A 23921-nucleotide genomic window follows, 5' to 3' on the forward strand; every position below is an offset into this window, starting at 1 on the left:
ATGAAGTTTATAAATAAAACCTTGGTTGTAGTCGTAATGGCTACAACCTTACAAAGTTGTTTTGTTGCAAAAGATTATGCACGTCCTGAGCTAAAAGAAACAGAACACTTGTATCGTACCGATAATTTACCACAAGATAGTCTTTCAATGGCAGATGTGTCTTGGAGAGATATGTTTGTAGATGCTCATTTAAAGCAATACATTGATGAAGGTTTACAAAATAACCTTGATATTCGTGTAGCCATACAACAAATGGCTGCTGCAGAAGCTTATATGAAGCAAGGTAAAGCAGGGTATTTACCTACTTTAAGTGCTGATGGATCTGTATCTCGAAATTATTTTTCAAAAGGGAGTCAGACAGGAAGACAAATAGAAGCTTCAGGTTTAGATGTCGATCATTTTGATCAGTTTAGTTTAGCAGCTAATCTTTCTTGGGAAGCAGATATCTGGGGAAAAATACGTAGTAACAAAAGAGCAGGAAAAGCAGGTTATTTACAAAGTGTAGCAGCTCACCAAGCAGTTAAAACCAAGTTGGTTTCAGCTATAGCATCAACCTATTATCAGTTGATAGCTTTAGATGCGCAGTTAGAAATTACTGAACAAACTATTGAAACTAGAGAGAGCAGTGTAAGTACCATTAAAGAACTGAAAAATGCTGGACAAGTAACACAGGTTGCTGTCGATCAGAATATAGCTCAGTACAATAAAGCAAAAGCTTTAAAAGTTGATTTAGAAGCTGCAATTTTCAAAACAGAAAATACGTTAAATTTATTATTAGGTAGAACCTCTGTAGTTATTGAAAGAAGTAAGTTAGATCAGCAAGAGCTTAATGCGGCTATTAACCTTGGAGTACCGGCTACATTATTAAGCAACCGACCAGATGTGATGGCTGCCGAATATGGCTTAATCAATGCTTTTGAAATGACGAATGTGGCAAAAAGTAACTTTTATCCATCGTTAACCGTAACTGCAAATGGTGGTTTCCAAAGTTTAGAGTTAGATGAGTTGATAAGTGCAAATTCGTTGTTTGCTAATATTGTAGGCGGATTAACTCAGCCAATTTTCAATCAAAGAAAAATTAGAACGCAACACGAAGTAGCAAAAGCACAACAAGAACAAGCATTGTTAAACTTTAAGAAAACATTGTTAACAGCAGGTAACGAGGTTTCTAATGCACTTTTCGATTATAACGCAGAAACAGAAAAGTTCGAGTATAGAAAAAATGAAGTTGAAGCATTGCGTAGAGCAGAAGTAAATTCTGAAGAATTATTGAAAAACGGATATGCAAACTATTTAGATTTATTAACAGCGAGAGAAAGTGCATTGAATGCTGAATTAAACGTTATTAATAACAAATTAAATCAGTTGTTAAGCGTCGTAAATTTATATGAAGCGTTAGGAGGCGGTTGGAAATAAGATCGTTTTATTATGAGTAATAGGAAAAAACTTATCGATGTAGCTAAAGAAAAATTTATAGCTTTTGGTAGTAAACATACTACGATGGATGAAATAGCCGAATTACTCGGAATATCCAAAAAGACAATCTATACTTGTTTTTCATCCAAAGAAGAATTGATTATAGAAAGTATCAAAGCGCTAATAAATGAGTTTAAAATTGATGTAGAACCTATTCTTAACTCTAATGAATCAGCTTTAGATAAAGTAATAGCGATTTACGAAGTAATTTTTAAGTATGTAGTAAAATTTAAACCGTCGTTTCTTTTCGGATTAAGAAAGTACTACCCTAATGCGTACGATGCATACAAAGAAATTACTATAGATGTAGTTTCTACAGATATAATGAAGTTGCTTGAAGAAGCTAAAATAAATGGAGAAATAAGACCAGATGTAGACCTTGAATTATTTAGCAAGTTATATTTAAGTGATTTAGAACGTCGTTTGTTTGATGCTGATAATTTGTTTGACAATTATCCAAAAGAGGTGTTATTAGAATATATGATTGTTAATAATTTAAACTCTTTAAAACCTACCACTAAATAGGGATATAAGTTTGTGGTTTTTTGAGAAGTGTCATGGAGTTTTTAAAACTTATGGCACTTCTTTTTTTTTGATAAAAATGATAATTTAAAAATAATTATTTTTGATGTTTTAGACGATTAGTAAGTAAATGAAGGAAAGAATAATAGAATATCAACTTGCACAACCCAAAGATTTTTTTGCAGAATTAAGTAAAATATTACCTGTAGAAATTAAAGAAACGGAACTTGTTTTTAAGGAAGAACTAGGTGAAGGAAAGATAAAATACATAGAAGTGCAAGAAGGTTTATGGGCGCAGCAAATAGACTATACTTTGCATGAGGATATAGGTTTGTTTCGAATTCCTAAAAGCACAAATGATTTCTTTTTAGTTGATTTCTATTTGTCAGATACAGAAATAATAAGATGTGCAGAAGGAAAAACGTTTAAACAAAGTTTTGAAAATGTAAATATGGTATTGAGTTCTTCTACTACTGCATCAAAAGCGTTATTGCCTAAAAACAAAAGAATAAAAGCTTTCAATATTCTCATTTCTAAAGAGTGGTTATTTAAAAACGTATTAGACGATCATGATAGTTTACGAGGCTTTTTTAATTGTAATAGCCCAATATACTTATCAGAAAATTTAGATTATAAACTCAAAGAGTTATTAAAGAAAATTGATTTAAACCAAAATAATAGGTTAACATCAATTTCTAACATTATACAAATTGTCGATTACTTATTTATTCGTTTTGGAGACAGACCTTTAAAAGAAGGGAAGCAAAACATACATCCAAACGATTTACAGCAGTTAATGAAGGTAAGAAAGGTGTTAGATACAAACCCGGAAAAAGAAATTTTGTTAAACGATCTTTCAGGTATTGCAGGAATGAGTTTATCTAAGTTTAAGCGTCTTTTTAAACAAGTTTTAGGAACAACACCGTATAAATATCACCTTAAAAACAAAATGGAAAAAGCGATGGAAACCCTTCAACAAGGTAACTATTCTGTGTCTGAAACAGGTTTTTTAATGGGCTATTCTAATTTAAGTCAGTTTTCAAAAGCGTTTAAAAATCACTTCGGAATTTTACCTAGCGAAGTAAGCATATAAACTTACCTAAAACTCCAGTTTTTATAATTAGCAGAAGCCTCTAGTTTATTTTCTAAATCATCTGGAAGTTCAGGAAAAAAGTCAATCCCTGTTTTTTGCTCTAATTCATCAATAGAAACTACAAAATCAGAAAGAGGTTTATTACTGTCTTTATGTGGAACTAAAAAAGCAATGGCTTTCACTTCAGGCTCTGTGTAATCTAATAAAACCTTGTAAAAATAGTTGGGAACGCTTACGTTTTCCTTTCCAATAGTTTTCAAGTTAGGTTCTAAAACTCCACCAGTAACAACATATAAATGGTTGTATTTTTTAGCCCAATAACGAGTTTTTTGTTCTAGTTTGTTCCAAATACCAGCGTTAAATTCATGATTTTGAGGGGAGATATTAGAGGTGTAAAAGGTTTCATCATGTGCTTTTTGTGAAGCGCGTCTATCTCCTGCAGGACATAAATGTCCTTTGTCGTAACCAGATTTTTTATAATTTCTCCAATCAGCAGATTTGGTTTTTACTTTAGGGTCTTCAATGAAAAACGGACGTTTATAGTTAGTGTAAACAATATCACTTTTATCTAAAGTGTAAGCAACCCATTCAGCTTGTTCGTGTTGTTCACTATAAGATAATTGATAGCCATTATGTTTAATAATAGCCCCAGTTGTAGAAGTTGGAAAATAATTAAAGTTGTTTGGTTCACTTTTAGTTGTTTCGGTTGAAAATTGAGATGAGGTGCTTACCTCTTCTTTTTGCTGTAACCAGTAGCCAACAAGCAAAGCAATAATTGTAACAACTACTTTTATTTTCCTAGAATTACTCATTTTTATTTATCTGAAATAAGCTCTTTGTTTAATACGATTTCTTTAAAGTCTGCTGTTTTTTCAACTTCATTAAAAATTTCTTGAAATTTAGCAGGAGGTACTGTTAATTTACGTTTCACTAAGTCTAACCAAGCACCATAAACAGTAATAATAGCAGATAGTTTTCCAGCTTCGTTAAAAACTTCATGTTGAATTTTCCAACGTTCACCTTTACTAGATAATCCTGTAACTTTTAAGTTCACAGTAATATCTTCTCCCATGTGAATTTCTCTTAAAAACTTGGTGTTTTCTTCAAATAAAATAGGTCCTACATTTTCTTTTGTAAAATCTTGAACCGTAATAGTATGCTCCTTAAAAAAACGTAAACGTAATTCAGCTGCATAATCGTTGTATGCGGTATGACGCATGTGTATGTTGGCATCAAAATCTGCCCATCGTGTTTTAAATTGTACACTAAAACTCATATCTAAAATTTTAATCGTAGGGCGATAGCCAAGAGTTAACTCCCTGAGGCTTGCCTCGAAATACATAAATAGTTTTCATCAATCAACTTATGGTGATACCTTGTGATAATTGATGAATGCGAAAGTACAAATTTTTAAGCTTTCACGTCTAAAGCATCTCGAAGTGTGTTTCCAATAAGCATAAATGCCATTACTAAACTCATGATTGCTAGTCCAGGGATAATAGCTAAATACGGCTTTCCAAGAATAATGTAATTGTAGTGGTTTTTAATCATAGCTCCCCAAGAAGGAGTAGGAGGTTGTGCTCCGATACCTAAGAAACTTAAGCCGCTTTCAATCAAAATAGCGGCTGCAAAATTAGCAGCAGATATTACAATAATTGGTGCTAAAATATTGGGTAAAATATGCTTGAAAATAATTCTAAAATCAGAAAAACCCAAGGCTTTAGCGGCTTCAACATATTGTTGTTGTTTAGTAGTAATTACTTGACCTCTAACTACACGTGCAACTTCTACCCACATAGTTAAACCTACAGCAATAAACACTTGCCAAAAACCTTTTCCTAAAGCTAATGTGATTGCAATTACCAATAAAAGTGTTGGGATAGACCAAGTAATGTTGATAATCCACATGATAAAATCGTCTATTTTTCCGCCAAAATACCCTGCGATAGCTCCGATAGGAATTCCGATGACAAGAGAAATAAAAACGGCGATAAAACCGATAAAAAACGAAATTCTAGCTCCGATTAGTAATCTGCTCAATAAATCGCGTCCGTATTTATCGGTGCCTAAGTAAAATGTTTTTTCTTGAATGTATTTTTCGTAAGCTGCAGGAAAGTCCTTTGGCAAACCATCTGCATACTTAATTACTTCTAGTTGATTATTTTTAACTGAGTGTGATTGTATCGGAATTTCAGTTGCCGATTGTTCTTTTCCGTTCATAAAAACTGAAAACCACGACTCCTGACTTTTGCTTTCAGAAGGGATGCTCAACATTTGAACAGAAAAACCAGGAGACTTAGAGTGAATTTCTAAATGCATTTGGTTAGCGGAGTTACTGTTATCTGGTGCTAAAATATAGCAGAAAACAGCTACTAATCCACAAAAAACAATAAACCAAAAGCTAAACATTCCTGTTTTACTACGTTTAAATTTTTGGATGGCTATTTGCCACAAAGATGTGCTTGCGTTACTATTCACTCTTTTTAAATTCTTTCAAATTATTGATGTCAATACTCGACGGATTTTGAAAAACTTCTAAATCAAAATATTTAACAGAAGCTAAAATATGGTCAAAAATATTCGCCATTACACGCTCGTAATCTTGCCATACTTTTTCTCTACTAAACGCATAAATTTCTAACGGAATTCCATTAGGCGTAGGTTCTAGTTGACGAGACATGAGCAACATGTCTTGGTTAATTTTTGGATGATTTTGAATATAATGATCTAAATAAATTCGGAAAGTTCCAAAATTGGTTAGGTTTCTACCGTTTAGTAAGACTGATTTATCAACGTTGTGTTCCTCATTGTATTTTTTTATTTCCTCACTGCTTTTTGTAATGTAATCAGAAATTAATTCAATTTTTTTAAAGCGTTCGATGTCTTCATCAGATAGAAAATGAATACTGTTTATTTTAATTAAAATAGCTCGTTTAATACGTCTGCCCCCCGAACTATTCATCGTTCGCCAGTTTTTAAACGAATCGGATGTTAAGTAATAGGTAGGAATGCTGGAAATGGTATTGTCAAAATTTCTAATAATTACTGAAGTTAAGTTAATTTCAACAACATCACCATCAGCACCGTATTTTTCCATAGTAATCCAATCACCAATTCTAACAGTATCGTTAACCGCTACCTGAATACTTGATACAAAACCAAGAATAGTATCTTTAAAAACTAATAAAAGAACTGCTGAAAAAGCTCCTAAAGCAGTTAAAAAACGAATTAGAGGCTTACCTGTTAAAACTGAAAAAGACGAAATAGCTGCAATAAGCCATAACACAATCATAAAGATCTGTACATAGCTTTCTAAAGGTTTGTCTTTAAAAGCTTCGGTGGTGCGTAAAAAATCTTTAACCGTTAATAAAATACTACGGATAAACCAGATGATGGCAAAAATGATTCCGATAGTCGTAATACGTTCTGCGTAGGTAAACAAGTTAGGGAAATCAACAAGAATTTCTTTCAGCAGATTATAAATCAGTATGAAAATAATAATTCTTGTTAAGTTTAAAAAAGTTCTGTTTTTAATTAGTAAATCATCAAAAGTAGTAGATGTTTTATTCGCCATTTTGCGAATAGCTTTTCTACCAAAGTATCTGAAAGCCTTAAAAAGGATATACCCTAATAGAGTAAGTACCACAAGGTTTGCTAAAAGATTAAGGGATATTAAAGTGGTTTCAGAAAGAGAAAAATGCTCTTTAAAAATTCTATAAAAAAACTTATTTAACATAGTAGTACAAGGTTGTTAATCTGTTATTTCTTCGCCAACTTTTAGTCCAAATTTTCTTCGGAACCAATACACCACAATGTATAAAATAGGGGTGTCTAAGGCTGCTATAATTACTTTAAATAAAAATCCACTTAGTAAAAGACTTCCAAAGATATTCCAAGGAAGAATTTCAAAAGAACTTAGTAAAAATAATACGGTAAAAGTATCTATAAATTGTGATAAAAAAGTAGAGAAGTTGTTACGAAGCCATAAATGTTTTCCTTTGGTTAAATTCTTCCAAAAATGAAAAATTCGGATATCTATAAATTGAGCTGCTAAATAAGCTAGCATTGAAGCTAAAACAGCTAATGGAGACAACCCAAAAACTTTTGTAAAGGTACCATTGTCAATAGGAGAATTATCTATAGCAGGTGTATAATCTGCCATTAAAATAATAAGCATAGAAAAAAAGGAGGCAAAAATACCAGCGATTACTACTTGGTTGGCTTTTTTCTTTCCGTAAATTTCCGATAAAATATCAGTAATTAAAAAAGTGATAGGATAAGGAAGAATACCTACAGAAACCTCAAAACGGAACAAATTAAAAGGTTCCCAATAAAAAAACTTCTGAAAAATTAAATTCGAAGTTACTAAAGATGCAATAAATAAAGCTGCTAAAACTAAGTAGATAAGTTGCGCTTGGTTTTTTAGTCGTGCCGTCATAAAACGAAGATAGTAATTTTAAAAATTGTATGTTTGCATCGTTAAACAAACAACAAAATAAATACATGAAGGCATATATTTTTCCAGGTCAAGGAGCACAATTTACAGGAATGGGATTAGATTTATATGAAAATTCACCATTAGCTCAAGAACTTTTTGAAAAAGCAAATAATATATTAGGGTTTAGCATTACCGATGTAATGTTTGAAGGTACTGCTGAAGAATTAAAACAAACAAAAGTAACGCAACCAGCTATCTTTTTACATTCGGTAATTTTAGCGAAAGTTTTAGGTGATGATTTCAAGCCAGAAATGGTGGCAGGTCACTCATTAGGAGAATTATCTGCATTAGTAGCTAATGGAGTATTATCTTTTGAAGATGGATTAAGATTAGTTTCTAAACGCGCTTTAGCAATGCAAAAAGCTTGTGAAATTCAACCATCAACTATGGCTGCTGTTTTAGGATTAGAAGACAAAGTTGTGGAAGATACTTGTGCTGAAATTGATGGCGTAGTAGTAGCAGCAAATTACAATTGTCCAGGTCAATTAGTAATTTCTGGAGAAGTTGAAGCAGTTGAAAAAGCATGTGCAGCATTAACAGAAAAAGGAGCAAAAAGAGCGTTAGTGTTACCAGTTGGAGGAGCATTCCACTCACCAATGATGGAGCCTGCTCGTGAAGAGTTAGCAGCAGCAATTGAAGAAACTACGTTTAACGAGCCTATTTGCCCAGTATATCAAAATGTAGTAGCTAAGGCTGTAACAAATCCTGCGGAAATTAAAGAAAACTTAATCGCACAGTTAACAGCACCAGTAAAATGGACACAGTGTGTACAAGCAATGGTTGCTGACGGTGGTACAGAGTTTATAGAAGTAGGTCCTGGTAAAGTATTACAAGGCTTAATGCGTAAGATTGATAGAAACGTAGCAGCTAGCGGAGCTAGTTTTGAAGCGTAATCAAATTTTATATAAAAGTAAAAAGCGAACTCATTTGAGTTCGCTTTTTTTATGATTGTAATTCAGAATCTTTAATGTCTAAGGTTCTTGAAATTTGGTGTTCTTTTGGTGCTAAGAGAATCATATAGATTAATAAAATTACTCCTAACAGTAAAAAGTCAGGTTTTAAAAATAAAATTATAAAACAAGCTCCTTCAATAACAGCCCATCTTACGATTGAAGCTGTTTGATAAATCGCAAGTTTTTCTTCATTACTAGCCTCTCTTTTTACATTTTTCAACATGTTTTTAAATAAGAAATTACTAAAAACATAGGCAATTGCAGGAATGAAAGCATATAACAAAGAAGAATTATCAATAACCATTTTGAAAATGTTTTCAAAATCTCCTAAAATAAAATATGCCAAAGTAATTCCTACTACAAAAGCTAAATGAATAAATTTTAATGTTTTAATTTTCTGTTTCATAGTTTATTGCTTTTAAAAATAACAACTTCCTAGGAGGTGTTCAAAGGAAGTTGTTTTAAGTGTTTCGAGGCAAGACTTAGGGAGTTAACTCTTGGCTATCGCCCTGCGATTAAATAAAATCGTTAATAGTTTTCGTAATAAAAGCTAATTGCTCTTCATCTAATTCTGTATGCATAGGCAACGAAATTACTTCATCAATCAATTGATTGGTAACTGTAAAATCAGCTTCGTTATACCTGTCATCTTGATATGCTTTTTGGGCATGTAATGGTACAGGGTAATAGATAGCATTAGGAATATTATTGTCTAATAAATGTTGGTGTAATTCATCACGTTTTCCATTGGTGATTTTCAAAGTATATTGGTGGAAAACATGCGTGGTAAAATCACTAATGGTTGGTGTAATGATATTAGGATTGTTAGCAAAAGCATTTGAATAGTATTCTGCAGCCTTTCTACGAGCATCACAATAGCTATCTAATAAAGGTAGCTTCGCTTTTAACACTGCTGCTTGAACAGAATCTAAACGAGAGTTCACTCCAACTACGTCGTGGTAATAACGTTTGTACATTCCGTGGTTTACCATTCCTCGAAGTGTGTGTGCTAATTTATCATCATTAGTAAAAATAGCACCACCATCACCATAACATCCTAAGTTTTTAGAAGGGAAGAAAGAAGTGGTTCCAACATTACCCATTGTACCTGCTTTCTTTTTAGTTCCGTCTGTAAAAGTATAATCAGCGCCAATAGCTTGTGCATTATCTTCAATTACAAATAAGTTATGTGCTTCAGCAACTTCAAGAACAGCTTCCATATTTGCACATTGTCCAAACAAATGTACAGGAACAATTGCCTTTGTTTTAGGTGTGATCGCCTTTTTTAACGCTTCAATGTCAATGTTAAAGGTGTCTGGTTCAACATCAACTAAAACAGGAGTTAATTTTAATAAACCAATTACTTCTACTGTAGCAGCAAAGGTAAAATCGGCAGTAATAACTTCATCACCTGGTTCTAAACCTAAGCCCATCATGGCAATTTGTAAAGCATCGGTACCGTTAGCACATGGAATTACGTGCTTAACACCTAAATATTTTTCTAAATCTGCTTGAAACTCATGAACATACGGTCCGTTAATATATGCTGAAGTATTTAAAACCTCTTGGATAGAAGCATCAACCGTATCTTTTATTTTTTGATATTGACTTTGTAAGTCAACCATTTGAATTTTTCTCATTGAACATGATTTTTATAAGCATCAAAAATACAAACAATCTTTCATTGTTTTAAATCTTTAAGGAAAATTATAAAAGTCACGTTTTATTTATGAGAACGGGTGTTTTGTGGTATATTTAATGAGCAGAAAACAACAACAAAAATCACAAATTTTCGTTCTGTAGCTACAAGAGAATAAGGATAATTAATGAAAGAATCGAAACGTAAAATAGCCTTTAAGGTTTTAGTAGGATATGCTATACTTGTTGTGTTAGCTGTTATTTCAGGAACGCTACTTTTTTCTGAAATAAAAACGTATATCGATATACAAAAACAGGGGATTTCAGATAGAAATAATATCATACAAACAGGAGGGTTGATAGCTGATATTTATGAAAATGAAAATCTAGGTAGGGCAGCTATTCAATTAAACTCATTTAAACGATATAACGAGTATGTAGAAGAGAATAAATCGCTGATTAAAAAGATTGATTCGTTAAATTTTATTGTAGAAGACGTTTCAAAAAAGAACATATTAGATAGTATTAAGCTTGTTTTAAATAACAAACGAATAAACATTACAAGTTTAAGAAGATTGAACCAGCAAAATGCTTCTGATAAATCTATTAATGAAGCTATTGATAAGTTAGGGTCAATAGATTCGCTTTTGGGAAAAGAGACATTAAAAGATCTTGTCGGTAATCCAGAAAAATTCAATGATAAAACAGGATTAAGTCTAGAAAGATATTTAATGTTATTTGATAGAGATGAAGAAGATAAACCAGTAGGAGCGACAGAACAAAAACAAATAGACTCTTTAGTAACAGCATCCAAAGAAATACTTCAAAAAGCGCAAAAAGAAACCAATATAAAAAGGAGGTTTTTACGAATCAAAGAGAGAGAATTAATAGAAAATGATGTTACAATTTCAAGAAAACTACGAGAGGTATTAAGTGTGTTGGAAAGAGACGTTATTTCGAATGCAAATGAAGCGTATAAAAAGCATGAAGAAACTCTAAATCGTAGTAAAACTATAATATTGTTAGCAGCTGGAGTTGGTTTTGTGATTATAGTGCTGTTCTCAATTATTATTTTAAATGATTTTTGGAGAAGTCAACATTACAGGCAAGAGTTAGAAAGCGCCAATGCAACTACGTCTTCACTTTTAAAAAGTAGAGAGCAATTAATATCCATGGTAAGCCATGATTTAAGAACACCGTTAAGTACAATTACGGGTTTTAGCGAACTATTACAAAAATCAATACATAATACAAAAGAGAAAAATTATGCTGCTCATATACAAAATGCTTCAGTTTATATGAAGCAGCTTGTAGAAGATTTGTTAGAGTTTTCTAAACTAGAACATGATAAAGTAACGATAGAAAAAGTTCCTTTCGATTTAGAGAAAAACTTAAACGAAGTATATAACAGTGCAAAAAATTTAGTTCAAAACAAACCAATATTGGTAAACGTAAATCACGATGAAAAAATCAACTCTTTAGTGGTGAGTGATCCGTTTAGAATAAAACAAATTCTTTATAATCTAGTAACGAATGCTTGTAAGTTTACTAAAGAAGGTTCAATAACGATACAAAGTAAATTAAGACAGGTAAAAGAAAAGAGTTATGTAGAGATTGCAGTAATTGATACAGGAGTAGGAATAAGTAAAGATAAACAAAACAAGGTGTTTAAAGAGTTCACTCAAGTACATGAAAAAGAGAATAGTCAAAATGGTTTTGGACTAGGTTTAACTATTTCTAAAAGATTAGCAGAGCTTTTGGGAGGATCATTAACTTTGGAAAGTAGTTTAGGAAAAGGAAGTAAGTTTTCATTGTTTGTACCAGTTACTTTTGCTGAAAGAAAACTAAAAGAAAATGAAGAGAAGCTTCAAGAAGAAATACTCAATATTCATGCGGTAGTGGTAGAAGATGACACTTCGTTAAGAACATTATTGAAAAATATTTTAGAAGGATTTGGTGTTACGGTAACTTCTTTTAGTGATGCTCAAGAAGCATTAAATAAAATTGATACTGTTGCTTACGATTTGGTCTTAACCGATATACAACTTCCAAAAATGAATGGTATTCATTTTATGGAAACTCTTAAAAAACATAGTACTTATAAAGGTCAGCCAATTATAGCAATGACAGGAAGAGCAAATTTATCAGAAAGTGAATATATTAAAAATGGCTTTTCAGATGCATTGATTAAACCATTTAAAACCGAAAGACTCGCGGAAGTTTTACAGCGATTTTTTAATGTAAATCTTGATTATGAGAAAGAGGAGGAAAGAGAAGTTAACAATAAAGAAAATCAAAGTTTTGATATTGCTTCATTAAAAACTTTTTTGGGTAATGACAATTTAATGGTAGAAAAAACACTGCATTTGTTTGTAAAAGAAACAGAGCAAAATTTATCGTTGTTAAAACAATCAGTTGATAAGAATGACTTACAATCTTTCCAAACAATTAGTCATAAAATGCTGGGGATGTTTAAGCAGCTAAAAATTCACTCATTAGTGGTGTTTCTTCAAGATTTTGAAGAAGCTAACAAAATAGATAAAGAAGTTTGGGGTAGTTTTAACGAAAAAGTGGTTCAGTTATTAGAAGAAATACGAAATTTCCTTAGTTAATTTCGTATTCCTTTAATTTGTTGTATAGAGTTTTTCTTGTGATATTTAATAGTTTAGCAGCTTTTGTTTTGTTGTTTCCAGCTTCTTTTAATGCACTTATAATTAGTGTTTTTTCATTTTCTTTGGTTGAAAATTTGTTAGAAAAACTGTGCTGAACATCAGGGTTTTTTAGTTCTTCTGGTAACACTTCTTTTTCAATAATTTCGGTTTGAGATAAAAGCGTAGCTCTTTTTATAACATTAGACAATTCTCGTAAGTTTCCAGGCCAATGATATTGTTGAAATAAAGCTAAGACTTCTTGAGAAAAACCAGCAACCTCTTTATGTAACTGTTGGTTGGCTTTTTCTAAAAAGAAATCAGCATATAAAATTAAATCATCCTTCCTGTCTTTTAAACTAGGTACTTTAATCGAAAACTCATTTAATCTATGGTATAAATCTTCTCTAAAATTACCGCTTTCAACGGCAGAAAGTAAATCTTCGTTAGTAGCGGTAATAAGTCGTATATCTACAGTGATTTCCTTACTGCTTCCAACAGGTTTAATTTTTCGTTCTTGTAAAGCACGTAATAATTGTACTTGACTTTCGTAGTTTAAGTTCCCAACTTCATCTAAGAAGAGAGTTCCGCCATTAGCGGCTTCAAAATGTCCTATTTTATCGTTTGTTGCACCAGTAAAAGAACCTTTTTGATGTCCGAAAAACTCACTAGAAGCAATTTCTTTAGGTATCGCTCCGCAATCAACAGCAATAAAAGGTTTGTTTTTGCGTAAACTTTGATTGTGTATGGTGTTGGCAACAACTTCTTTACCTGTTCCGCTTTCACCAGTAATAAGAACAGACATATCAGTAGGAGCTACCAAATTAATATGCTCGAATAAACTTTTAGAAGCAGCACTAATGCCAGCAACAATATTAGCATTTGTATTGGTGCTTTTCTTTTCTTCTTTTACAACTTCAACAAAATCAGTTTTTTCTTCAAGAGAATTGCTAATTACTTCTAAAACTTCATCAGGATTAAAAGGTTTAGAAATATAATCAAAAGCACCTTGTTTCATTGCTTGAACAGCAGTTGAAACTTCAGCATATCCTGTCATTAAAACCACGGGAATATTACTGTTATTGTCTTTGCTTGATTTTAATAAATCGATACCGTTTCCATCAGGAAGACGTAAATCGGTAAAAATTAAATTATAGGTATGCTCTTTTAAAAGAGTTGTAGCATTTTTAATCGTATAGCTTACATCTACAGTGTATTGATGACGTTCTAAAAAATGCTTTAACATATTTGAAAATGTAACATCATCTTCTACCAATAAAATCGTTTTCATAAAATATGTTTGTTCTAAATAGTTCCTCTAATATAAGCCCTTTATAAACTAAAAAAAAGAGCGTTTTACAATAAAACGCCCTTTTCTCACTAAAATTGAGGGATTACCAATTATTTAACATCTTTGGCATCTAACCAATTTCCGTCTTTGTCAGAGTAAAGAGTTTTAGCTTCGTTTTCAGCACTAATTTCTAATTTGTATTGTTCTTTTCCGTTAACATAAGCTTTGCTTAATGTAGCAGAAGGAAAGCTGCTTTTAAGAGCATCAACAATTGCTGTAGGTAATTTATCTAAAGAAACCTCTTGGAATCCGTTTTCTACAACTGTGTGTACTGGTGTGATAGGAGAAACAGTGTTGTTTACTGTTGCGTAAGTTGATACTCCTGTTAAGATTGCTACTGCTAAAATTAAATTTTTCATGATATTAAGTTTTAAATGGATTATATATTGTTTACTATTACTATTCTTGGGGGTGAATACTAATTATTTTACGTCTTTAGCGTCTAACCAATTTCCGTCTTTGTCGGCGTAAAGAGTTTTAGTTTCGTTTTCAACACTAATTTCTAATTTGTATTGTTCTTTTTCGTTTACAAAAGCTTTGCTTAAAGTAGCAGAAGGAAAACTGTTTTTAAGAGAATTAGTGATTGTTGTTGGGATCTTATCTAAAGAAATTTCTTGAAAATCGTTTTCAACAACTGTGTGTACTGGTGTGATAGGAGAAACAGTATTGTTTACTACTGCGTAAGTTGATACTCCTGTTAAAATTGCTACTGCTAAGATTAATTTTTTCATGATTTTTATTTTTTAATTACTAATCGTTTGCTTGGTATATTGAAATAAGCATGCCAACGACTGTGTGTAAAATCGTTTTTATCTGTACGTTGTTGTTATACAGTTTGTTGTGTGTTTTTTGGTTTTTGAAGATTCGCAGCGAGGTGTGTAAAAAGTGTGTAAACTAAAAGCAAAACTGTGTAAATTTTACACTTTTCTCTTAGTGAGTAACAATAAATAAATCTGTTATCTTTGATAAAAAATCATCCCTAATGAAGTTATTAAAAAAGTCATTAAAAATTGTTCTGTTATTACTAGTGTTATTAAGTGTTGGTGTTTGGTTGTTTACAAAAACTCTACATCCAACTTACGAAGGTGAGTTAGAACTAGCCTCAATTTCAGATAAAGTTACAGTGTATTACGATGAGATAGGAGTCCCACATATTAATGCACAAAATCAGCAGGATGCTTATACGGCTTTAGGGTATGTGCATGCGCAAGACAGATTATGGCAAATGGAATTAATCCGAAGAATTTCGGCTGGAAGATTAGCTGAAGTTTTTGGAAAAGATTTGGTAAGAGTCGATAAATTTTTCTCAGGATTAGGAATTGAAGAAGCTGCTGAAAAAACGATTCAAGAATTAGATAAAAATTCTGAAGCTTATAAATTAACTGAGGCCTATTTAAGTGGAATCAATCAATTTATTGAAGAAGGAGTAACGCCTTTAGAATTTTATTTGGTGGGATTAGATAAGGAAAATTACACGATTAAAGATGTGTATAATGTTTTTGGTTATATGGCATTTAGTTTTGCAATTGCCCATAAAACTGATCCGTTGTTAACTGAAGTAAAAGAAAAGTTAGGTGAGTCTTATGTAAATGAGTTGTTGAATTCTTTCGATAAAAATTTAACACTGAATAAGACAACTAATAAAGGTACAATTAAAGCAGAGATGTCTATAGCGGTAAGCAAGATTGTAGATCAGTTGCCAGTTGCACCTTTTATAGGAAGTAACTCTTGGGTAATTGCACCACCTAAAGCCAAAAACGGTAAGGTAATTTTTGCGAACGATCCACATATTGAATTTTCTCAGCCTTCGGTTTGGTATCAAAATCACATAAAAACTCCCGATTTTGAAATCTACGGATTCAATTTAGCGTTGATGCCATTTCCTTTATTGGGTCATAATAAAGACTATGCTTACGGATTAACAATGTTAGCAAACGATGACTTAAATTTTTATGAAGAAGAAAATAATCCAGAAAATTCAATGGAGTACAAAACTCCTCAAGGATACCAGAAATATGAGTTGTGGGATAAGCATATAAAGGTTAAGGGTGGAAAAGATACTACATATCAAGTTAAAGTTAGTAAACATGGCCCGATTATGAACGGATTAATAGAGCATGTAACAGATGAAAGTCCAATTGCAATGAACTGGATTTATACGCAGTTGCCTAATCAATTGTTAGAAGCGTCACACAAAATGTCGCATGCAAATTCGTTAGAAGATTTTAAAACAGGAACCGCAAAAATTCATGCACCAGGATTAAATGTAATGTACGGTGATGCGAAAGGAAATGTAGGTTGGTTTGCTTCGGCTAAATTATATGAATTAAGAGATAGTTTATCTTCTAAAATGTATTTAAACGGAGCTTCTGGTAACGATGAAATTGTAGAGTATTTAGATTTTGAAGAAAATCCGCAAGCTGAAAACCCTAGTTGGAATTATGTGTATTCAGCAAATAATCAACCTGATTCGGTAAGAGGAAAATTGTATCCTGGGTATTATCAGCCTGAAGATAGAGCGAAGAGAATTGTTCAGTTATTAGAACCTAAAAACGATTTTACGAAAGAGGATGTAGCTGAAATGATTTACGATGTAACCTCACCTGTAGTTCCAGAAATCGGGAGAGAATTGTTGGTAAGTGTAGATAAGTCGTCACTATCTCCTTCGGCAAAAAAAGCATATTCGGTGTTAGAAAAGTGGGATGGAGAATATTTAAAAACTAATGTAGCTCCAACTATTTATAATCGATTTTTATATGAATTTTTAACTGCTACTTATAAAGATGAATTAGGAGACAGTTTTCAGTTGTTTATTGATACGCAATTACAAGATCAAGTGCTAGCAGAGCAGGCTAAAAGAGAACAATCAGTTTGGTGGGATGATATTTCAACGACAGATAAAGTTGAAACCAGAAATGAAATAATTACCACAGCTTTTCAAAAATCCATCACATTTTTACAAAATCAATTAGGAGAAAATGTAGATAATTGGACATGGAATCGTGTAATTTCTGTAGAGTATGAGCACGCTATTGGTAAAGCAGGCGGATTGCTACGTAAATTCTTTAATGTAGGTCCATTTGAAACCATTGGAGGAAATGAGGTGATTAACAATCAGATTTTTAAGTTGGATAGTACAGGTGTATATAAAATTCACGGAGGGCCTTCAACACGTAGAGTCATTGACTTTTCTGATGTAGAAAATAGTATTGCGATTTTACCAACTGGGCAATCAGGAAATGTGTTTAGTCCATATTACAAAGACCAAGCTCAAAAATATGTAGATGGTGAGTTTGTGAAAATGAGCCTCAATGAGGTAGCTATAAAGAAGAGTAAAAATAAATTGGTGTTTTTACCGAAGTAGTACAATTGTTTGTGCGATAGCCGAGTATCTTACTAGTGACAGTACGAGTAAGTAAAGAATGTAAATAAAAATAAGATGTTATGATAGCGATTAGAATTATAGAATTTTAGAAAGCACAAGCGTGACGCACTAGAGCCAGAGGGCAGCAATTCCATATGTAGGTTCTATAAAACAATATGAAAATTATATTGGAAATAAATATAGAATAGTATATGAAAAATTTAAGAATAAAGTTAGCAGCTGATTTACCTTTATTAGATGATATAAATGAATTTGAATGAAAAAATAACTTAAAGTTTCCTGAGGTTTTTAAGAAATTCATATTGAATTATAATATAATCGGAAGTGAGGAGAATAGTTTCCCTTTTGAAGGTTCTAGTAAAGAAGTAGATGTTTTTTATCCTTTCGATAAAGACTATGAGTTATCAATTCAGAAAATATATGATAATTTAAATGATATAATATTTGAAAATAAATATGTTGCTTTTGCAGGGGATCCAGGTGGGTGGAAATTTGTTATTTCCATTCAAAAGTTTGATTATGGTAAAGTATATTTTTGTCGAATGGATGAAGGTTTAGAAAATGCTTTAACTCTTTTAGTTGATGACTTTGAAGAGTTTATAGATAAGTTGGAGATAGCCGATTATGATATTAGTTAGAAGTATGTTTTTCAATTACCTAATTTCAAATAATAAGAAATTATGAAATATAAAATATTAAAAAGAGGGTTTGAATTATTAAGAACTAGACCTATGAATGAGATGGTTTCAATTTCAGAAATAGAAGCAGAGTATGGAGTGGAAGTGCCACCAATTTTTAGGGAATTCTCGAAAATGTTTGATGTAGGACAAGTCCAAAATCAAGTAAAATATGTTTATGGGAATAATCGAGAACAATATTGTGGAGGAATAGTTTATTGTCCTGAGGGGTATCAGAAAGATAAAGGTGAGGTAATGTTCTATAATTTTCACACTCTAGAAGCTACAGTTTCAGGGTTCGAAGATGATGAGGACTGGGAAGAGGCGGGTCATTTACCTATTGCGATGTGTGGTCATGGAGGAGCAATTCTTTTGGGAACTAAAGGAAGTGAAATAGATTGTATTTTACTTCAAACAATGTCCCAAAAAGTTTATCGAATATCTAATAATATTTTTGATTTTGTGAGAGATTTAGTAATGATAGCAACTCCTGAGGAGGAACTGTATGAAGGAATTAAGTATAATCAATTATATAAAAATTGGGGAGAAGGTTTTTGGAGAGTTAAAAAAGATGAAAATAGCTTGTAAATTTTAATAATGTTTAAAGAAGTAAAAGAATATACTTTTTTTGACGGAGTCAACCAATATAATGTTACAGATAATTACGATAATTGGCTATCCTCTTGTGAGTTTAGTGTTTACAGTCAATCATATGTAAAGATTAATGTTGATGAGATAAATTTATTTGGGCCTCAAACAAAAAAAATAGAAGTATTTTATATACAGAATAAAGAGTTGTTTGAAGATTTAAATAAAAAATTAAATTTCCTCATAGAAGAAAAAGAAGTTAATTGTTATGCAATTTATAATAGTAAAAAGAAGTATGAAGATTACTACATTACTTTCTCTGAATTCAATAATAACAATTACATAGTTTTTTATTCTTTAGGAGGAAGCAGATTTATTGAGAGTATTACAATATATGGAGTGATGGTACAAGTATTATAGTAAAATGAAGATTTATATATAAATTTTAGATAAATATTTTTAAAAACAAGTGAAAAATAAACTACTACATAATAATTTTTTGATACTATCCAGGTTTTTATTAATCAACCTAAGATAGTTGGTTTTTATACTTCCTTATAAACCTCCTCAAAAGGAATTCTAAAACGTTCTCCATACACTCCTTCAGGTTTGCGAATACCACAAGAAACAATCATATTAATTTCTGCACTATGAGGCAAGCCTAATAAACGCTTTACACGCCAAGTATCAGAACCTTCCATAGGGCAGGTGTCATAACCTTCAGCAGCCATTGAGAGCATGAATGTTTGTGCTGCTAATCCGCAAGTTTTATGGGCTACTACACGCATATCACTATTGCGAACTTCACGATAAATAGGGCGGAAAAGTCCGACAATAAGAATCATTAAGTATTTAAGATAGCCGAAAACTCCAAAAACATCAAAATAGGTGAACGGAATTAGTTTTCCGTAGTAATTACGGGCTACTTTTTCTCTGCTTCGTTGCTCCGATTTAGGATTATTTTTTCCAAAAACTTCATCCATAAAAGCTAAGTTAGCTTTGGCTCTTTTACGCCACAAATCTTTACGAGTCACAAAAACCACTAGTTGCTGAGTAGTTTTAGCTGCATTTTGATTAAAGCATAATGGAGCCATTTTTTTTATAATTTCTTTATCAGTGATATGATAAAACTCCCACAGTTGCATATTGCTACTGGTAGGAGCTAAACTAGCTTGCTCTAAACATTTTTTTACAATAGCTGTGTCTATTGGTTTTTCAGGATCGTACACTCTTACCGAACGACGATAGTTAATTGCTTCTGATACGGTTTTTTCACTCATTTATATAGGTGTCTTGATTCTTGTGTCTATTTGTCTTTTATCTAATTTATCCTAGTTTCATTAAGGTTTTTAATTGTTGTAACTTTCCTTTGTATGGAGCATATCGAGTTGGAATGTCTAGCCAAGTTCCGCGAGAAACAACCCCTTTTTTGTGTGAAAACGTATCAAAAGTTTTTTTTCCATGATAACTGCCTATACCACTTTCTCCCACACCACCAAAAGGCAGTCTGTGATTGGCAAAATGAACTGTGGTATCGTTTATGGTTCCGCCACCAAACGAATAACGTTGAATCATTTTTTTAGCAAAAGAATTTCGATTGGTAAATACATACAAAGCCAAAGGTTTATCATATTTAGCAGTGATTTTTTCAATGTCGGCTTCATTTTCGTAAGAAATTAGAGGGAAAATTGGTCCGAAAATTTCTCCTTTCATTACTTCACTATCCAAGCTAGGTTCATCAATTAAGGTAGGGGCAATATAGCGGTCATCTCTATCGGTTTGTCCGCCAATTACACAATTTTCATTTTCTAGCATCAAAGCTAACCTATCAAAGTTTTTAGTGTTTACGATACGTGGAAAATCAAAGGAATTTTGAGGATTTTCTCCGTAAGCTCTAAAAATTTCTTCTTTAAATTGTTGTATAAATTGTTCTTTAACCGATGTATGAATCAATAAATAATCAGGAGCAATGCAGGTTTGTCCGCCATTGATGAATTTTCCCCAAACCAAACGTTTTGCTGCTAATTTAATATTGGCAGTTTCGTCAACAATACACGGACTTTTTCCGCCTAATTCTAAAGTAACAGGTGTAAGATGATTTGCTGCAGCTTTAGCAATAATTTTACCTACTGGAACACTTCCTGTAAAGAAAATATAATCCCAACGTTGCGCTAACAATTCAGTAGAAACATCCACGCCACCTTCAACAACAGTTACATGATTTTTATCAAAAACAGTCTCAATAATTTCTTTAGTAATTTTACTCGTATGTGGTGTCAATTCCGAAGGTTTTAATACCACGGTATTTCCTGCTGCAATAGCGCCTAATAAAGGTGCGAATGCTAGTTGATAAGGATAGTTCCAAGGAGCAATAATCAGTGCAGTTCCGTAAGGTTCTTTATAAATTTTTGCTGAGGAAGGGAAATTTAGTAACGACGGCAACACACGCAGAGGTTTACTCCAAGAATGAATATTTTTTATCGCCATTTTTAACTCAGCCAACACGATAGAAGTCTCAGTCATTACTGCTTCGTACTCCGATTTTTTAAAATCATCGTGAAGTGCTTTAATAATATCTTGTTCTCTAGCAATAAGTTCTTTTTGTAATCTTTTTAAAGCATTTTTTCTAAAGGAAATATCTTTGGTTTGTTGGGTGGCAAAAAAGTTTTTTTGCGACTGAACCAATGCGGGAATATTCATAAGCTATAAGTCTTGTGATTTTTTATTCATCATTGAAAACCATAATGACGTAACCAAGACAAACAAAGTTAAGCTGACAAGGTTAGGTAATGACTTTGTGATGCAAAATTTGTCTAAATATACAAAAATTACAAGCAAGCATCCCAAATAGAATCAGATGGAGTTGGAGCAGTAAGTTTTATCAATTCTTTGCTAACTGGGTGTGTGAATTCAATTTTTCGAGCATGTAAATGGATGCTTCCATCTTTATTGCTTCTTTTAGCGCCGTATTTTAAATCACCTTTTATAATAGCACCAATGTTAGATAATTGCACACGAATTTGATGATGACGACCCGTTTCTAAATCGACTTCTAGTAACGAATAATTATCTAAATTTTTAAGTGTTTTGTAGTGAAGTATGGCTTTTTTGCTTCCTTCAACTTCTTTGGTGAAGGCTGTAGATTTATTATTCTTCGGATTTTTCTTTAGGTAATTTGTTAAGGTGTCTGAAGCTTTTTTAGGTTGCTGCTGCACTACTGCCCAGTAAGTTTTCTTGATGGTTTTATCGCGTAACATTTTGTTCAGGCGTTCTAATGCTTTTGAAGTACGTGCGTAAATAACAATACCAGTAGTAGGGCGATCTAATCGGTGAACTGTTCCCAAAAAAACATTTCCAGGTTTATCGTATTTTTCTTTGATGTATTCTTTTACAACATCCGAAAGCGGTTTGTCGCCCGTTTTATCACCTTGCACAATATCACCTGAACGTTTGTTAACCACTATAATATGGTTGTCTTCGTGTAAAACTTGTAGGTTTTCTTTAGTAGAGTGCATAGTAAAAGTACCTTGAGCGTAGTCGAAAGGTTATTTAAAATTCTCAGCTACGTCTTCGTTTACTTGGTCTATAAAATTTAAAAACTCATCACGTCCCATTCCTGTTGATGAAGAAGTAACAAACGACATAGGAAGTTCTTCCCAATAGTTTAATAATTTCTTTTTATAAGAGGTGATTTGTTTGTTAAGTTTTGAACTTCCTAATTTATCGGCCTTTGTAAAAGCAATACAAAAAGGAATGCGATTTTCACCTAAAAACTGCATGAAGTCCAAGTCTATTTTCTGTGGATCGTGACGAGAATCAATTAAAACAAAAGTGCAAACTAATTGTTCACGCTCTTTAAAGTAGTTTTCAATAAAATACTGAAAAATTTGTCGTTTCTTTTTAGAAACCTGTGCATAACCATATCCTGGTAAATCAACCAAAAACCATTCGTCATTAATCTTAAAGTGGTTGATTAGCTGTGTTTTTCCAGGTTTTCCAGAAGTTTTAGCTAAATCCTTACGTTCCATCAACATGTTGATTAATGAGGATTTCCCAACATTAGAACGACCAATAAAAGCATATTCAGGAATACGTTCTTTTGGTGCGTTGATAACATTGCTGTTACTCATTACAAAATCAGCAGATTTTATCTTCATACTACTAAGTTATAGCTGTTGTTATATTTCGCGTTTAGAAAGCCAAGCTTCTAAAATATTATTAAATTCTTCAGGTCTTTCCATCATAGCTGCATGTCCACATTTATCAATCCAAAATAAATCAGCATCAGGTAATAATTTATGAAAATCTTCGGCTACTTCTGGTGGAGTAACACTGTCTTGTTTTCCCCAGATTAAACAAGTAGGCTGATTCATGCTAGGTAAATCTTTGGCCATGTTGTGACGAATTGCACTTTTAGCAATCGCTAATGTTTTAACTAACGTATTTCTATCGTTAATAACTTCGTATACCTGATCTACAAGTTCATCAGTGGCAATTTCTTTGTCGTAAAAAACATCTTGTGCTTTTTTTCTAACAAATTCTTTATCACCTCTTTTTGGGTAACTATCTCCCATAGAGTTTTCATACAATCCTGAACTACCTGTTAAAACTAATGCTTTCACATCTTCGGGGTAATGTTTTGTAAAGTATAAACCAATGTGACCTCCTAAAGAATTTCCTAAAAGAGTAACCTCTTTAAGTTCTTTAAATTCGATAAAGTCGTGTAAGAACTTTGCTAAATTCTTAACATTGGTTTTAAGGAGAGGTAAGGTGTATAGGGGTAATTCTGGGATAATAACTTTGTATCCTTTTTTTGAAAGGTGATTAAAAGTTGAGTCAAAATTACTTAAAGCGCCCATTAAGCCATGAAGTATAATAATCGGACTTCCTTCTCCTGCTTCTGCGTATGTAAATTTGCCTTCTTTCTTTAAAAATTCAGTCATAGATTTCTTATTTGACTTAACCACAAATGTAGTTCTTTTTTGTTAAAATTTCATTTTTATTATTTCTGAGGTTTATATTCTTTGAAAGGGCTTAAGCATCAGTTTTTTAAGGTGAAAGTCAAAACTTATTAACAAAGTGGTAAAAAGTG

General features: G+C 32.2%; 23 protein-coding genes and 1 pseudogene. 9 read left to right on the forward strand and 15 right to left on the reverse strand.

Annotation, left to right across the window (positions count from 1 at the left end):
- The 3 genes from ACR9ES_RS10495 (at position 1) to ACR9ES_RS10505 (ending at position 3091) form a co-directional block, all read left to right on the forward strand.
- Positions 1 to 1416, forward strand: a complete 1416-nt coding sequence (locus ACR9ES_RS10495; RefSeq protein ID WP_435254184.1) for an efflux transporter outer membrane subunit — start codon at positions 1 to 3, stop codon at positions 1414 to 1416.
- A 12-nt stretch (positions 1417 to 1428) separates the two neighbouring features.
- Positions 1429 to 2001 carry a TetR/AcrR family transcriptional regulator gene (locus ACR9ES_RS10500; protein WP_435254185.1) on the forward strand — a complete coding sequence of 191 codons (573 nt, stop codon included), beginning with the start codon at positions 1429 to 1431 and terminating at the stop codon, positions 1999 to 2001.
- 127 nt (positions 2002 to 2128) lie between these two features.
- Positions 2129 to 3091 carry a helix-turn-helix domain-containing protein gene (locus ACR9ES_RS10505; RefSeq protein ID WP_435254186.1) on the forward strand — a complete coding sequence of 321 codons (963 nt, stop codon included), beginning with the start codon at positions 2129 to 2131 and terminating at the stop codon, positions 3089 to 3091.
- Between the two features lie 2 nt (positions 3092 to 3093).
- Here ACR9ES_RS10505 and ACR9ES_RS10510 read toward each other — a convergent pair whose 3' ends face one another.
- The 5 genes from ACR9ES_RS10510 to ACR9ES_RS10530 all read right to left on the reverse strand — a co-directional run bounded on the left by ACR9ES_RS10510 (position 3094) and on the right by ACR9ES_RS10530 (position 7529).
- The gene (locus ACR9ES_RS10510; protein WP_435254187.1) at positions 3094 to 3903 is read right to left on the reverse strand and encodes a DNA/RNA non-specific endonuclease; all 810 of its coding nucleotides are present in this window, start codon (positions 3901 to 3903) and stop codon (positions 3094 to 3096) included.
- Positions 3904 to 3905: 2 nt separating this feature from the next.
- Positions 3906 to 4367, reverse strand: coding sequence for an acyl-CoA thioesterase (locus ACR9ES_RS10515; protein WP_435254188.1), 462 nt, complete (start codon positions 4365 to 4367; stop codon positions 3906 to 3908).
- Positions 4368 to 4501: 134 nt separating this feature from the next.
- Complete coding sequence (locus ACR9ES_RS10520; protein WP_435254189.1) at positions 4502 to 5569, reverse strand: ABC transporter permease; 1068 nt, start codon at positions 5567 to 5569, stop codon at positions 4502 to 4504.
- A complete protein-coding gene (locus tag ACR9ES_RS10525) occupies positions 5562 to 6827 on the reverse strand; it encodes a mechanosensitive ion channel family protein (protein ID WP_435254190.1) in 1266 nt (421 codons plus the stop codon). Before ACR9ES_RS10525 ends, ACR9ES_RS10520 begins: the two co-directional genes overlap by 8 nt.
- A gap of 15 nt (positions 6828 to 6842) precedes the next feature.
- Positions 6843 to 7529 carry a queuosine precursor transporter gene (locus ACR9ES_RS10530; protein ID WP_435254191.1) on the reverse strand — a complete coding sequence of 229 codons (687 nt, stop codon included), beginning with the start codon at positions 7527 to 7529 and terminating at the stop codon, positions 6843 to 6845.
- Between the two features lie 65 nt (positions 7530 to 7594).
- Between ACR9ES_RS10530 and fabD the strand changes: the two genes are divergently transcribed.
- Positions 7595 to 8482 (forward strand): ACP S-malonyltransferase, encoded by an 888-nt coding sequence (fabD, locus tag ACR9ES_RS10535; protein WP_435254192.1) that lies wholly within the window; start codon positions 7595 to 7597, stop codon positions 8480 to 8482.
- A gap of 49 nt (positions 8483 to 8531) precedes the next feature.
- On the opposite strand, the gene ACR9ES_RS10540 is transcribed toward fabD, so the two are convergent.
- Both ACR9ES_RS10540 and ACR9ES_RS10545 read right to left on the reverse strand, forming a co-directional pair.
- The gene (locus ACR9ES_RS10540) at positions 8532 to 8948 is read right to left on the reverse strand and encodes an MFS transporter (RefSeq protein ID WP_435254193.1); all 417 of its coding nucleotides are present in this window, start codon (positions 8946 to 8948) and stop codon (positions 8532 to 8534) included.
- Positions 8949 to 9057: 109 nt separating this feature from the next.
- The gene (locus tag ACR9ES_RS10545; RefSeq protein WP_435254194.1) at positions 9058 to 10182 is read right to left on the reverse strand and encodes a DegT/DnrJ/EryC1/StrS family aminotransferase; all 1125 of its coding nucleotides are present in this window, start codon (positions 10180 to 10182) and stop codon (positions 9058 to 9060) included.
- A 186-nt stretch (positions 10183 to 10368) separates the two neighbouring features.
- On the opposite strand from ACR9ES_RS10545, the gene ACR9ES_RS10550 reads away from it, so the two are divergent.
- The gene (locus ACR9ES_RS10550; RefSeq protein WP_435254195.1) at positions 10369 to 12792 is read left to right on the forward strand and encodes an ATP-binding response regulator; all 2424 of its coding nucleotides are present in this window, start codon (positions 10369 to 10371) and stop codon (positions 12790 to 12792) included.
- On the opposite strand, the gene ACR9ES_RS10555 is transcribed toward ACR9ES_RS10550, so the two are convergent.
- The 3 genes from ACR9ES_RS10555 to ACR9ES_RS10565 form a co-directional block, all read right to left on the reverse strand.
- A complete protein-coding gene (locus tag ACR9ES_RS10555) occupies positions 12785 to 14119 on the reverse strand; it encodes a sigma-54-dependent transcriptional regulator (protein WP_435254196.1) in 1335 nt (444 codons plus the stop codon). The two genes, ACR9ES_RS10550 and ACR9ES_RS10555, sit on opposite strands and share 8 nt — an antisense overlap.
- A gap of 110 nt (positions 14120 to 14229) precedes the next feature.
- Positions 14230 to 14538 carry a hypothetical protein gene (locus ACR9ES_RS10560; RefSeq protein WP_435254197.1) on the reverse strand — a complete coding sequence of 103 codons (309 nt, stop codon included), beginning with the start codon at positions 14536 to 14538 and terminating at the stop codon, positions 14230 to 14232.
- A 63-nt stretch (positions 14539 to 14601) separates the two neighbouring features.
- Positions 14602 to 14910 carry a hypothetical protein gene (locus ACR9ES_RS10565; RefSeq protein ID WP_274634017.1) on the reverse strand — a complete coding sequence of 103 codons (309 nt, stop codon included), beginning with the start codon at positions 14908 to 14910 and terminating at the stop codon, positions 14602 to 14604.
- Positions 14911 to 15161: 251 nt separating this feature from the next.
- On the opposite strand from ACR9ES_RS10565, the gene ACR9ES_RS10570 reads away from it, so the two are divergent.
- The 4 genes and pseudogenes from ACR9ES_RS10570 (at position 15162) to ACR9ES_RS10585 (ending at position 19249) form a co-directional block, all read left to right on the forward strand.
- Positions 15162 to 17543, forward strand: a complete 2382-nt coding sequence (locus ACR9ES_RS10570; RefSeq protein ID WP_435254198.1) for a penicillin acylase family protein — start codon at positions 15162 to 15164, stop codon at positions 17541 to 17543.
- A 293-nt stretch (positions 17544 to 17836) separates the two neighbouring features.
- A pseudogene (locus ACR9ES_RS10575) lies at positions 17837 to 18202 on the forward strand (SMI1/KNR4 family protein); the annotation flags it as partial.
- 42 nt (positions 18203 to 18244) lie between these two features.
- Positions 18245 to 18829: an SMI1/KNR4 family protein gene (locus ACR9ES_RS10580; protein ID WP_435254199.1), complete on the forward strand. Its 585-nt coding sequence runs from the start codon at positions 18245 to 18247 to the stop codon at positions 18827 to 18829.
- Positions 18830 to 18838: 9 nt separating this feature from the next.
- Entirely contained in the window at positions 18839 to 19249 is a 411-nt protein-coding gene (locus ACR9ES_RS10585) for a hypothetical protein (protein WP_435254200.1), read from the forward strand.
- A 125-nt stretch (positions 19250 to 19374) separates the two neighbouring features.
- On the opposite strand, the gene ACR9ES_RS10590 is transcribed toward ACR9ES_RS10585, so the two are convergent.
- The 5 genes from ACR9ES_RS10590 to ACR9ES_RS10610 all read right to left on the reverse strand — a co-directional run bounded on the left by ACR9ES_RS10590 (position 19375) and on the right by ACR9ES_RS10610 (position 23772).
- Positions 19375 to 20109, reverse strand: coding sequence for a nitroreductase family protein (locus ACR9ES_RS10590; RefSeq protein WP_435254201.1), 735 nt, complete (start codon positions 20107 to 20109; stop codon positions 19375 to 19377).
- Positions 20110 to 20155: 46 nt separating this feature from the next.
- Complete coding sequence (locus ACR9ES_RS10595; RefSeq protein WP_435254202.1) at positions 20156 to 21529, reverse strand: aldehyde dehydrogenase; 1374 nt, start codon at positions 21527 to 21529, stop codon at positions 20156 to 20158.
- Positions 21530 to 21657: 128 nt separating this feature from the next.
- Complete coding sequence (locus ACR9ES_RS10600; protein ID WP_435254203.1) at positions 21658 to 22344, reverse strand: RluA family pseudouridine synthase; 687 nt, start codon at positions 22342 to 22344, stop codon at positions 21658 to 21660.
- A gap of 30 nt (positions 22345 to 22374) precedes the next feature.
- A complete protein-coding gene (gene yihA / locus ACR9ES_RS10605) occupies positions 22375 to 22986 on the reverse strand; it encodes a ribosome biogenesis GTP-binding protein YihA/YsxC (protein ID WP_274634012.1) in 612 nt (203 codons plus the stop codon).
- Between the two features lie 21 nt (positions 22987 to 23007).
- On the reverse strand, positions 23008 to 23772 hold the full coding sequence (locus ACR9ES_RS10610) for an alpha/beta fold hydrolase (protein ID WP_435254204.1): 765 nt from the start codon (positions 23770 to 23772) through the stop codon (positions 23008 to 23010).
- Positions 23773 to 23921: the final 149 nt, after the last annotated feature.

The organism is Tenacibaculum sp. A30, assembly GCF_051200845.1.
GTDB lineage: Bacteria > Bacteroidota > Bacteroidia > Flavobacteriales > Flavobacteriaceae > Polaribacter.

Excerpts from the sequence above, each read along its gene's own strand:
- ACR9ES_RS10500 (WP_435254185.1), top strand. The coding sequence starts at position 1,429 with ATGAGTAATAGGAAAAAACTTATCGATGTAGCTAAAGAAAAATTTATA.
- ACR9ES_RS10555 (WP_435254196.1), bottom strand. The coding sequence starts at position 14,119 with ATGAAAACGATTTTATTGGTAGAAGATGATGTTACATTTTCAAATATG.
- fabD (WP_435254192.1), top strand. The coding sequence starts at position 7,595 with ATGAAGGCATATATTTTTCCAGGTCAAGGAGCACAATTTACAGGAATG.
- ACR9ES_RS10525 (WP_435254190.1), bottom strand. The coding sequence starts at position 6,827 with ATGTTAAATAAGTTTTTTTATAGAATTTTTAAAGAGCATTTTTCTCTT.
- ACR9ES_RS10505 (WP_435254186.1), top strand. The coding sequence starts at position 2,129 with ATGAAGGAAAGAATAATAGAATATCAACTTGCACAACCCAAAGATTTT.
- ACR9ES_RS10495 (WP_435254184.1), top strand. The coding sequence starts at position 1 with ATGAAGTTTATAAATAAAACCTTGGTTGTAGTCGTAATGGCTACAACC.
- ACR9ES_RS10610 (WP_435254204.1), bottom strand. The coding sequence starts at position 23,772 with ATGACTGAATTTTTAAAGAAAGAAGGCAAATTTACATACGCAGAAGCA.
- ACR9ES_RS10530 (WP_435254191.1), bottom strand. The coding sequence starts at position 7,529 with ATGACGGCACGACTAAAAAACCAAGCGCAACTTATCTACTTAGTTTTA.
- ACR9ES_RS10540 (WP_435254193.1), bottom strand. The coding sequence starts at position 8,948 with ATGAAACAGAAAATTAAAACATTAAAATTTATTCATTTAGCTTTTGTA.
- ACR9ES_RS10585 (WP_435254200.1), top strand. The coding sequence starts at position 18,839 with ATGTTTAAAGAAGTAAAAGAATATACTTTTTTTGACGGAGTCAACCAA.
- ACR9ES_RS10600 (WP_435254203.1), bottom strand. The coding sequence starts at position 22,344 with ATGCACTCTACTAAAGAAAACCTACAAGTTTTACACGAAGACAACCAT.
- ACR9ES_RS10565 (WP_274634017.1), bottom strand. The coding sequence starts at position 14,910 with ATGAAAAAATTAATCTTAGCAGTAGCAATTTTAACAGGAGTATCAACT.
- ACR9ES_RS10570 (WP_435254198.1), top strand. The coding sequence starts at position 15,162 with ATGAAGTTATTAAAAAAGTCATTAAAAATTGTTCTGTTATTACTAGTG.
- yihA (WP_274634012.1), bottom strand. The coding sequence starts at position 22,986 with ATGAAGATAAAATCTGCTGATTTTGTAATGAGTAACAGCAATGTTATC.
- ACR9ES_RS10545 (WP_435254194.1), bottom strand. The coding sequence starts at position 10,182 with ATGAGAAAAATTCAAATGGTTGACTTACAAAGTCAATATCAAAAAATA.
- ACR9ES_RS10510 (WP_435254187.1), bottom strand. The coding sequence starts at position 3,903 with ATGAGTAATTCTAGGAAAATAAAAGTAGTTGTTACAATTATTGCTTTG.
- ACR9ES_RS10515 (WP_435254188.1), bottom strand. The coding sequence starts at position 4,367 with ATGAGTTTTAGTGTACAATTTAAAACACGATGGGCAGATTTTGATGCC.
- ACR9ES_RS10550 (WP_435254195.1), top strand. The coding sequence starts at position 10,369 with ATGAAAGAATCGAAACGTAAAATAGCCTTTAAGGTTTTAGTAGGATAT.
- ACR9ES_RS10590 (WP_435254201.1), bottom strand. The coding sequence starts at position 20,109 with ATGAGTGAAAAAACCGTATCAGAAGCAATTAACTATCGTCGTTCGGTA.
- ACR9ES_RS10560 (WP_435254197.1), bottom strand. The coding sequence starts at position 14,538 with ATGAAAAATTTAATTTTAGCAGTAGCAATCTTAACAGGAGTATCAACT.
- ACR9ES_RS10595 (WP_435254202.1), bottom strand. The coding sequence starts at position 21,529 with ATGAATATTCCCGCATTGGTTCAGTCGCAAAAAAACTTTTTTGCCACC.
- ACR9ES_RS10580 (WP_435254199.1), top strand. The coding sequence starts at position 18,245 with ATGAAATATAAAATATTAAAAAGAGGGTTTGAATTATTAAGAACTAGA.